Genomic DNA, 10450 nt, shown 5'->3' on the forward strand with positions numbered 1-10450 from the left:
GTAGCCCGTAGCACGCCGACCTTGTGGGCATGAGCGCAAGCGAAACGCCCACAAGGGCACGCCCAAAAAATAAAAATCAACTACTTCCAACTAAATTCATAACAATTTTTTACTCGCAGCTCTGACTTTATTTCAAGCTATGTCCATAAATTTGCTTGCATGGATATACAAGAAGCCCATTTGTCTGATATAGGCAAAATTCGCAAAGTAAATGAAGACACTGTTCAAACTTTTAGAACCGAAGGCTACTTTATCAGCGTAATGTGCGATGGTTTAGGGGGTCATGCAGGGGGTGCCGTAGCAGCATCCCTATGTGCTAATACTATTATCGAATACCTCAAAGACAAAAAACACCAAAATATAGAAAACGCAATAGCCCAATCTATTTCAAAAGCTAATGAAGTCATTCATACTCAAGCAAATACAGAGTTCCACCTTAGGGGCATGGGAACTACCTGCGTAGTCTGTGTATTAGACGGTAGCTATATCTATTTTGCCCACGTGGGCGATACGCGCTTATATCAATACAAAGATAACCAACTTTTGCAGCTCACCAAAGACCATTCTTATGTGCAGCAACTGATTGATGAAGGAAAAATACAACCTTCTGATGCAGAGATACATCCCCAAAAACATCAACTCACTGCTGCAGTTGGCACACAAATGACTCTCCCTATTGCTATTGAGGTTCAAAAGTTGCCCCTTCAAAAAAATACTCTGTTTTTACTTTGCACGGATGGACTGCACGGCATCGTAAGTAACAAAATTATACAAAGCATACTTTCTGAATACCATGCCCAGCCCGTTGAAGTTTTAGCAAAAAAATTGGTAGACACAGCGAATGATTTTGGGGGCATAGATAATGTTACCGTACAAATTATACGCGTAAATGAACTCAAAACCTCCCCTCAAAACTCAATACAAAATACTCAAATGACCACTTCTCAAACTTCTGCACCTTTGATAGATCCCCCTATTGAAGTTGTACACTCGCCAGAAACTCCTGCTGAATCTAAACCTAAATACAAAGTACACTTGAATAATTACCAAAAGTTGGGGCTAATAGTTATTGTTTTGTTGGCTACGGTTATCACTTTATTTGTAGCTTTTTACAAGGCAAAAGAAAAAACTGCCGAAGAGAACTTTTTAACTCAACTCAAAGACAGCTTATTTACACAGCCGAATACTTCTGTTCAAAAAAATGAACCTGTCCAAGATACTACAAGTACCCAAAAAGCAGAGAAAAACATTCCTGAACTGATTGATTACGAGTATTTTGTGCGAAAAGGCGATGTGCTGCCCAAAATTGCACAAAAGTTTAATGTTAGCGTAGAGGAACTCAAAGCATGGAACAAAGACGCAAAAAAGAAAGGACATCCGAAATTTCCTGAACTAAACGCAGATGCTCCACTAGTGGTTAAAATTAAAGCAAAACATACTGTTTCACAAGGAGAAACACTTTCTGCTATTGCGCAGCAGTATTATGGAAATTCTCAACAAAAACATTTGATTATGAAAGCCAATAATTTGAAAGAAAATGAAGTACTCAAACAAGGTAAAGTTTTAGTTATACCTAAGCCATAAGGCTCTACTGAACTATGCTTCAAAAGCATACTTTGACTTTTACAAAAAATTCTTTTCATTTGCACTATGTATCAGACCTTATTAGTTTCCGTAGAGGAAAAAATTTGCATTATTACCTTAAATCGCCCTGACAAGCTCAATGCTTTGAATCAAACTTTGCTAAATGAGCTCAAAACTGCTTTTATGCAGGCTTTGAGCGATTCGGAGGTAAAATCTGTTATTATCACTGGAGCGGGCGAAAAAGCTTTTGCCGCAGGTGCAGACATTCAAGAATTTGTAGGTTTGGATGCCCAACAAGCTTCTCATTTATCTCGGAATGGGCAAATGATTTTTAACATGATAGAAAACTCACCCAAGCCTGTGGTAGCCGCAGTAAATGGATTTGCACTTGGAGGGGGATGCGAATTAGCAATGGCGTGCCACTTGCGTATAGCATCTGAAAATGCAAAATTTGGCCAGCCCGAAGTGAAATTAGGACTTATTCCTGGATACGGTGGAACTCAAAGATTAGTTCAATATATTGGTAAAACCAAAGCTTTAGAGTTAATTTTGACAACGGACATGATTAGTGCCAACGATGCTTACCGATTAGGTTTAGTCAATTATGTTGTACCTGCTCATGAATTGCTCAATAAGTGTAAAGAAGTTTTAGCAAAAATTCATGCTCAAAGTCCAAATGCGGTGTATTTAGCTATAAAAAGTGTCAATGCTTATTTTGATAAGAGTAAAAATGGTTTTGAGGAAGAGGTTAAGAATTTTGGTCAGTGCTTTACGCATAATGACTTTAAGGAAGGCGTAAGTGCCTTTTTAGAGAAGAGAAAGCCGAATTTTTAACTATTTGGTAATCTTTTAATTTTTAATTTTCTTTTGGGCGTGCCCCTTGCTGCGCAAGGGTCGGGGCATTCCGCACGTAGCCCGAAGCACGCCGACCTTGCCCGCGTGAGCGCAGCGAAACGCGGGCAAGGGCACGCCCAAAAAATTAAAATCTAACTTCCACAAATTAACCTTTGCATGCAAAAAACAAATTTATCACACACAACAGATTACTCTTTATTTCTCCTTCTCTAATTCTTGCTCGGTTACTTTCTTTACTTTCATGCCGTCTTTAAGCTCTTTGGAAATAGCCCTGTAACTTCCCGAAACTACTTCATCCCCTTCCTTCAAACCTGATATAATTTGAATATATTGATTATCCGCTATGCCCGTTTGTACAGGTACTTGCTTTACAATACCATTTTGATACACAAATACTACTTCTTGGGGCTTTTCTGTTTGAGTATTTTTGGTAGATTTAGCACTGCTTGAACTTTCTGCACTAGTTTTATCCTTTGACCTTGTAGTTACACTTTGGGAAGGTACAGCCAAGGCGTTTTTGACAGTGTTAGTGTATATCTCTACATTAGCCGACATACCTGGCAAAAAGGGTGATATTTTTTTGTTCTTTTGTTTAGTTATCTCTTGGTAAGAATGGGGAGAAATTAAAATACGTACTTCAAAGCTAGTTACTTGATCAGTTGAGGTTGAAGTGTTGGCAACAAGGGTATTAGAAGAGTTGGCAATATTCGTTACTCGTCCTGTGAAAACTTTGCCTGCGTAAGCATCTACTTCTATTTTGGCAGAGTCGTTAATTGAAACGTTGACAATATCGTTTTCATTTACATCTACTTTTACTTCCATTTGAGTAAAATCAGCTATGCGCATCATTTCTGTACCTGCCATTTGACTAGTGCCTACTACGCGTTCACCAAGTTTGACAGAAAGTTTACTGATAATTCCGCTCATAGGTGCGTATAATGAAGTACGATTAAGATTTTCACGCGCTTGTTTTAAGCTTGCTTCTGCACTTTCTATGCGATACTTAGCGGCTTCTACTTGTTGCTCTGCTGAATTTTTTTGCGAAACGGCTACATTATACGCTAATTCGGCATTATCCATTTCAACTTGGCTAATTACTTTTTCTGCAAATAGTTTTCGGCTTCTTTCTACGTTAATTTTTTCAGCAGCTAATCTGCTTTCAGCTTGGGCTAAGGCAGCTTTGGCATTAGCTAAATCTGCCTTAGCAGTATTGAGTGAAGCTTGCATTTGTTCAAGTGCAGCTTGATAATTATCAGGGCGTATGCGAGCAATAAGTTGCCCTTTTTGTACTATCTGACCTTCATACACGGGAAGTTCTACAATTTCGCCTGAAACATCAGGCGTAATTTTTACCTCAATTACGGGCTGAATTTTACCTGATGCCGTTACCGTTTCTGTAATATCCCGCAAAGTGGCTTTCTCTGTAACAACTTTAATGGTTTTTTCCCGACAACTCCAAAAAAGTAGAAGTCCTAAGAATATGAGAGTAACACAATACTGCTTTTTCATAAAGAACGAGCAAAATTATGCAGCTTTTGGGTATGTGTAGTCAAATAAATGATATTTAGAGTTAATCGTACAGTGCCAAGTTTGTCAATACCAGTACGAACTATTTTTGTCTTTCAGTGAAAAAATAGAATTTTAGACGAATAAGCTAGTAACTTTTGATTTTCTCAATTGATAATGATATTTTTGCAAAAAGCCTTATTTATATGATAAACAAAAAAGAATGGAAAAGTATTTTTGAACACTCTAATTACGATTTGATATATAAGTTTTATGTCATTTTACAGGATGCCCAAATGCCTGCAATTTTACTTGAAGAAGAGAGCAATTACAAGCTGTACGTGCCTAACGATTTTGTAGCCGAAGCTAAAAATATTTTAGAGCAATACTCGGGTATAGACGAGTATGAGTAATTTAGTTTTGAGGACTTTAACAGCTCTTATAGGGGGCACACTATTTATACTGCTTTTGACTGTCCATTTATATACTTACTATCTGCTTTGGGCAATCATTGGAATTATTTGTACATGGGAGTGGAAAAAAATGTTTTCTTTATCTTACTTTTTATGGAGTTACATGATGCTGTCTATTTTTGTTTTGAATGTGTCTATACTACTTGAATACAAGGCAAATTATGGGCTTATTTTGGTTTTGTACACCGTTTTTATCTTATTTTTAGCCATTCCTGATAAAGTACAACAAGTTTTATATGCTTTACTTGGTATTCTTTACCTTGCCATTCCTTTGGTAGTGTTATTTAGTTGGGTAAAGAATGAACCTTTTTATTTTCGTGCTGTATTTGTAGCCATTTTAGTTTGGATAAGTGATATTAGTGCTTATTTTGTAGGTAGATATTGGGGTAGACATCCTTTGTTTTTGCGAATTAGTCCCAAAAAAACGGTAGAGGGTTTAATTGCGAGCTTTATAGCCTGCGGAATAGCTGTTTTTTTAGCTTTTGAGCTTAATTTTGTACGAGAGAGCAAATATTTATGGATAGGTATAATTGTAACTGTATGTACACCCATTGGGGATTTAGTAGAATCTGCAATAAAAAGGTACGCGTGCATCAAAGATAGCAGTCAGCTTTTACCTGGGCATGGTGGATTTTTAGACCGTTTTGATGGCTTCTTTTTTTCTGTAGTGGCTCAATCATGGATATAGTTCTCTTTTTGTCTTTTTTATTTTGTAAATCCTTCGCTTGTAAGAATATGTATATGAATGTCATCTAAAAATTCCTTCGGTTGTTTCAAAAGTTTATTTTTTGTGTATTATTGCGTTGGGAGTTTAATTATGCGACCTATCTTAAAGTTTATTTTGTTTATTTGGTCTTTTGTTCATATAAATGTTTTTGCTCAACAAAAGGGGCTACTATGGGAGATTTCAGGCAATGGTTTAACGCAGAAGTCTTATCTGTTTGGAACGATGCATGTTACAGATGAACGTGTGTTCAATTTTCCTAACGGATTTAAGGCTGCTTTTGATGCATGCCAAGCTTTTGCAATGGAGCTTAACTTAGACTCTGCTCAAAGTCCTGCTAATGCGATTGCTTTGATGCAATACATGATGATGAACGATGGGCGCACGCTCAAAGACTTAATATCTAAAAAAGATTATGAGAGAGTGGAAAAGTTTTTTAATAAGCATTCACCTGCTACACCTTTTGCTATGATGTCCATGATGAAACCTATTTTCTTAATGAGCATAGTGGAGCAAGTAAAGCCTAAGCCCGCAGGTTCGCGCGAAGAGCCCCTAGATAAGTACTTGGCTAACCTTGCTAAAAGCGCTGAAAAACCTATTATCGGACTAGAAACACTTCAAGAACAAATGCAAGCACTATCTGTGATTCCTGTGGAAGAACAAGCTAAGCAATTGGTCAGTGCAATAAAAGAAGTAGAAAAGATGAAAGGTAAGAACAAAACTATGGATGAATTGATGAAGTACTATTTGGCAGGCGATTTGACTAAGCTATATGAATTTTCTCAAAAGAAGGAATTTAAAGGAGAAGCACAGCAAGCTTTGATTGTTCGTAGAAATATCAACATGGCGGATAGAATTGATGCTAAAATAAAAACAACTTCACTATTTATTGCTGTGGGGGCACTGCACCTACCTGGTGAGCAGGGTATCATTCGTTTGTTAGAAAAAAAGGGTTATACTTTAAGAAGTGTCCAATAGTTTTTAATAGATTACTTCAGGTTACAAAAAGTTAAAAGATTTGAGGAGTATTCTGCGTGAGGCATGCGAAGGGCGTGCGTTAGCACGGTGCGGAGCGAAGCGTAGCACCGAAGCGTTAGCGTAGCCCGAAGCACGCCGACCTTGTGGGCATGAGCGCAAGCAAATGCCCACAAGGGCACGCCCAAAAAAATAAAATTTTAACTTTCATTATCCTTTTGCAAAACAAAAATATACTCAACACGTAACTCAATTGAGCATAGACTTTTGTAGTTTTGCAGTATGCTGATAGCAAGTCAGATAACCTTAGGCACTTCGTATGGATATGTTTTGCTCTGTGTAGGCGCCGCTTTGAGTATTGCTGCACTCCTCTATTGGCTAAAGAAAGAAACAGAATTTTCTACTACTATACGCTTGATTTTGTTTGTGCTTCGGTTTTTAGTAATACTTCTCGTGCTTTTGCTTTTGTTGGAACCTTCATGGTATAAAACATACTCCAAAATTGAAAAACCAACCATCTTACTTATACAAGATAACTCCCAATCCCTTTTAGCCCAGAAAGATTCAGCTTATATCAAAGGCTTATACATTGCTGAAATGAAAAAAATACTACAAAACCCATCTTTGCAAGAGAGAATGCAGTTTCAAACCCATTTGTTTGACAAAAATCTGCACTTGTACAAAACTTTGGACTCACTCAATTTCAAAGGTACACAAACGTGTCTTTCAGAAGCTGCACAAGAATTATACAATCTTTATCAAGACTACTACTTGGGAGGAGTTATTTTAGCCACAGATGGTATTTACACACAAGGTTTTAATCCTACGGAAATTTTCACAAAATTGAACGTACCTTTTTTTACTTTGGTTTTAGGCGATACTGCTCAAAAAAGAGATATCCGCATCAAAAACGTGCAGCACAATAATACTGCTTACCTAAATAGTGAAATTCCTATACAAATTGAATATGAAGCTATTGCTTATCCTAATCAAAAAACAGAATTGACCATCAGCCACAAAGGAAAAGTTATACAGACACAACCTCTTCATTTTTCTGCATCCATAGAGCAAAACTCTACTTTGATGATAATTAAACCACAAGAAGAAGGCGTACAAGTATATGATATCACTATCAAAGGATTAGAAGGGGAAGCAACCTACAAAAACAATCAATGGCGTATTTACATTAAAGTGGAAAAGAATAAACAAAAAGCTCTTTTGCTTTCTGGTTCGCCTAGTCCTGATGTTATGGCTATACACAGAGCTATAGCCAATACAGGAAATATAGAAGTACGTGTCATTTCTCGTATTCAAGGTGTAGAATTTACAGAAAATATTCAAACTGTTCCCTTTGCCGATTATGATATAGTTATTCTGCACAACTTTCCGAATGAAAGCACAGATATACCGATTATAAACGCCATCAATCAAGCAGTGGATAAAGTTAAACTGCCGATTTTTTATTTGATAGGTACGAACACCAATTTAGATTTAATTAGTCATTTTCGTAGCATAGGCGTGCGTAAAGCTCGTAATCGTCCAACGTTCTCTGAATGCCATTTTGAAGCCACTGATGAATATTTTACTCATAGTACCTTTACTTTTGATGCACAAAGGTTTAATACTTTATTCAAAAACGCTCCGCCCTTGCAGTGTTCAGATGCAGAAATTGTAGCTAAACCTAACAGTAAAGTTTTAGCCAAAAAGCTGATTCAAAACATAAAATTAGATGTACCTCTGCTGGTTATACAAGAGGAAACGAATCTTAGAAACGCTGTACTGATAGGAGATAACTATTGGAAAATCCGCATGACCAACTATATGCAAGACAAAAATTTCGCCATCTTCGATACATGGATACAAAACATTGTACAATGGCTAATGGCTCAAAAAGACAAACGAAAACTAATAGTTAGTACTAATCAGCGCTTATATGAGAATACAGATGCTATTATATTTAGAGGAGAAATGTACGATGAAAGCTACAACGGGGTAGAGAATGGAGAGATAAAAATCAACCTAGTCAACTCAAAAAAAGAAACTCAAACCTATTTTTTAAAGCCACAAGGAAAAGGAATATACCAACTAAATATAGGAAGCTTGCCAGAAGGAGAATATAGTTTTACAGCCGAAGGTAAAGATAAAAATAATAAAAAAATAGGCACAGACGCAGGAAAATTTACAGTAACGCAGGTTCAAGCAGAGTTTCAAAATGTAGTAGCTAATTTTGATTTACTCAATCAAATTGCTTTACGTACAGAAGGTAAAGCATATTTGCAAAATCAAGTCAAGCAGCTTCAAGAAGACTTGCTAAAAGATAGTCGTATCCGACCTCGTACTATCAAAGTAGAAGAAAGTAGACCTTTTCGTTTATTCAATTGGTATTTGCTAATAATTATTCTACTGCTTACCGCAGAGTGGTCTATGCGCAAATACTTTGGCAGAATGTAAAAAATATGATAAAGTCAAACGCGGTACCTTCTACACAGTCCATAAAGTACATTGGTTCAAAGTTAAAAATTTTACCTTACATTCTCAACATTGTACAAGATATTCCATTTAACGCAGTTTTAGATGGTTTTAGTGGTTCTACGCGTGTATCCCAAGCTTTTGCACAATTAGGCTTTAAGGTAACCGCTAATGATATAGCCGTATGGTCAGAGACACTCGGCAAAGCTTACTTGCTCAACCAAAAGAATCCCAAAGAATATCAAGAACTAATAGACTATCTTAACAGTCTTAAAGGCTATTATGGATGGTTTAGCGAACACTATGGAGGAAGTCAAAAAGAGTTTGCTAAAAAGCCCTTTCAGCTCAAAAATACGATGAAGTTAGATGCTATTCGCGATGCCATAGACCGACTTAATCTTGAAGAGATAGAAAAAGCCGTAGCTTTAACTAGTTTAATGTTAGCTTTGGATGCTGTAGATAACACATTAGGGCATTTTAGTGCATATCTTTCTAAGTGGTCAGCAAGGTCTTACAAAGATTTAGTACTTAGGGTTCCGCAGCTTTTTGTCAATTCCTGTACTAATGAAGTATTTCGGCAGGATATTTTTACTCTTATTGAAGGGCGTGCATTTGATTTAGCTTATTTTGATCCGCCGTATGGTTCCAATAATGAAAAGATGCCTCCTAGTAGAGTGCGGTACAGTGCTTATTATCACTTTTGGAAAACGTTGATTCTCAATGATAAACCAGCTATATTTGGAAGTGCAAAGCGCAGAGAAGACACGCGCGATGAAATAGCAGCTTCAGTTTTTGAAGAATTTAGAAAAGATGAAAGCGGACACTACATAGCTATGCAAGCTATCCACCGATTGATTGCTAAAACGCAAGCAAACTACATTTTACTTTCTTACAGTTCAGGGGGCAGGGCTACTCGCCAAGAGCTTTTTGATATTCTTTGTGCTGAAGGCAAGCTTCTTAAAATGGCTGAAATAGACTACAAAAGAAATGTGATGACCTACATGCGTTGGACTAACCAATGGACAAACGATATGAGCAGCCACAAGGAATACTTGTTTTTGATAAAGAAGTAGCTGTGCTATTTTAGAGCTTGATAATTTTGTTTATTTGGGCGTGCCCCTTGCTGCGCAAGGGTCGGGGCATTCCGCACTGCGCTTCGCTTCGGTGCTTCGCTGCGCTTCGCACTGCCCTTACGGGCATGCTTCATGCCCCTCACGCAAATTACCTGTGCAGTTATGTCTTTACCTTGTTTGAGCTTGAAGTACAATCACTTACAAGCTAAAACTTTGCATAAAGTAAAGTAAAATGATTTTTTGAAGTTGATTTATGTGAAGCATAAAGGGGCAGGGGTTGGGTCCTGTGCAGGGGTGTAGCTTTTATGCGTGCGGTTGGGGCGTTTCGCCCCAACCGCACGCCCAAAAGATTAGTACTTAACCGTTACGAAATTATCTCTTGCGTGAAACAAAATAGACTTATGCAAAGAAATAGCTGCAAGAGCTTTGCCCTTGCAGCAGCCGCAGTTCCACAATGGTTCGATTAACACTATGGAAAAAACAATTGGAAGGCTAATAGAGAAAACAAGAGTCGCAGTTCCACAATGGTTCGATTAACACACAGTATGCGTCTCCGTGATACACGGGGACAGAGAATGTCGCAGTTCCACAATGGTTCGATTAACACTCATTAAGGTCTAGAAAGTCCCACATGACAAACCAACTTGGGGTCGCAGTTCCACAATGGTTCGATTAACACGAGAACAAGAACTCAGGGCGTGTAGAAAAGAAGAAGTCGCAGTTCCACAATGGTTCGATTAACACGAGAACAAGAACTCAGGGCGTGTAGAAAAGAAGAAGTCGCAGTTCCA

The 10450-nt window shown here is 37.6% G+C and carries 11 protein-coding genes and 1 CRISPR repeat array; of the genes, 7 read left to right on the forward strand and 4 right to left on the reverse strand.

The genetic code is table 11. The annotated features are described in order from the left end of the window. Nucleotides 1-159: 159 nt before the first annotated feature. Both NZ519_08200 and NZ519_08205 read left to right on the forward strand, forming a co-directional pair. Entirely contained in the window at nt 160-1584 is a 1425-nt protein-coding gene (locus NZ519_08200) for a Stp1/IreP family PP2C-type Ser/Thr phosphatase (protein ID MCS7028732.1), read from the forward strand. A gap of 66 nt (nt 1585-1650) precedes the next feature. Continuing rightward, the gene (locus NZ519_08205) at nt 1651-2418 is read left to right on the forward strand and encodes an enoyl-CoA hydratase-related protein (GenBank protein ID MCS7028733.1); all 768 of its coding nucleotides are present in this window, start codon (nt 1651-1653) and stop codon (nt 2416-2418) included. 15 nt (nt 2419-2433) lie between these two features. Here NZ519_08205 and NZ519_08210 read toward each other — a convergent pair whose 3' ends face one another. Together NZ519_08210 and NZ519_08215 are read right to left on the reverse strand one after the other, a co-directional pair. Further along, complete coding sequence (locus NZ519_08210; protein ID MCS7028734.1) at nt 2434-2559, reverse strand: hypothetical protein; 126 nt, start codon at nt 2557-2559, stop codon at nt 2434-2436. 75 nt (nt 2560-2634) lie between these two features. After that, nucleotides 2635-3948 (reverse strand): efflux RND transporter periplasmic adaptor subunit, encoded by a 1314-nt coding sequence (locus NZ519_08215; GenBank protein ID MCS7028735.1) that lies wholly within the window; start codon nt 3946-3948, stop codon nt 2635-2637. A 203-nt stretch (nt 3949-4151) separates the two neighbouring features. Between NZ519_08215 and NZ519_08220 the strand changes: the two genes are divergently transcribed. The 3 genes from NZ519_08220 (at nt 4152) to NZ519_08230 (ending at nt 6120) form a co-directional block, all read left to right on the forward strand. After that, entirely contained in the window at nt 4152-4358 is a 207-nt protein-coding gene (locus tag NZ519_08220) for a hypothetical protein (GenBank protein ID MCS7028736.1), read from the forward strand. Further along, nucleotides 4351-5106 (forward strand): phosphatidate cytidylyltransferase, encoded by a 756-nt coding sequence (locus NZ519_08225; GenBank protein MCS7028737.1) that lies wholly within the window; start codon nt 4351-4353, stop codon nt 5104-5106. Before NZ519_08220 ends, NZ519_08225 begins: the two co-directional genes overlap by 8 nt. A 129-nt stretch (nt 5107-5235) precedes the next feature. Then, nucleotides 5236-6120: a TraB/GumN family protein gene (locus tag NZ519_08230; protein ID MCS7028738.1), complete on the forward strand. Its 885-nt coding sequence runs from the start codon at nt 5236-5238 to the stop codon at nt 6118-6120. A gap of 21 nt (nt 6121-6141) precedes the next feature. Here the strand turns inward: NZ519_08230 and NZ519_08235 are convergent, their stop codons facing one another. Then, nucleotides 6142-6291 (reverse strand): hypothetical protein, encoded by a 150-nt coding sequence (locus NZ519_08235; protein MCS7028739.1) that lies wholly within the window; start codon nt 6289-6291, stop codon nt 6142-6144. A gap of 108 nt (nt 6292-6399) precedes the next feature. Between NZ519_08235 and NZ519_08240 the strand changes: the two genes are divergently transcribed. Both NZ519_08240 and NZ519_08245 read left to right on the forward strand, forming a co-directional pair. Next, nucleotides 6400-8568, forward strand: a complete 2169-nt coding sequence (locus NZ519_08240; protein ID MCS7028740.1) for a hypothetical protein — start codon at nt 6400-6402, stop codon at nt 8566-8568. 5 nt (nt 8569-8573) lie between these two features. Beyond that, nucleotides 8574-9659 carry a DNA adenine methylase gene (locus tag NZ519_08245; protein ID MCS7028741.1) on the forward strand — a complete coding sequence of 362 codons (1086 nt, stop codon included), beginning with the start codon at nt 8574-8576 and terminating at the stop codon, nt 9657-9659. A 5-nt stretch (nt 9660-9664) separates the two neighbouring features. Here NZ519_08245 and NZ519_08250 read toward each other — a convergent pair whose 3' ends face one another. Continuing rightward, entirely contained in the window at nt 9665-9853 is a 189-nt protein-coding gene (locus tag NZ519_08250) for a hypothetical protein (GenBank protein MCS7028742.1), read from the reverse strand. A 246-nt stretch (nt 9854-10099) separates the two neighbouring features. After that, nucleotides 10100-10403: a CRISPR direct-repeat array (repeat unit 30 nt; unit sequence GTCGCAGTTCCACAATGGTTCGATTAACAC). Nucleotides 10404-10450: the final 47 nt, after the last annotated feature.

The sequence above is a fragment of the Bacteroidia bacterium genome, from assembly GCA_025056095.1.
In the GTDB taxonomy this organism is placed as follows: Bacteria; Bacteroidota; Bacteroidia; order JANWVE01; family JANWVE01; genus JANWVE01.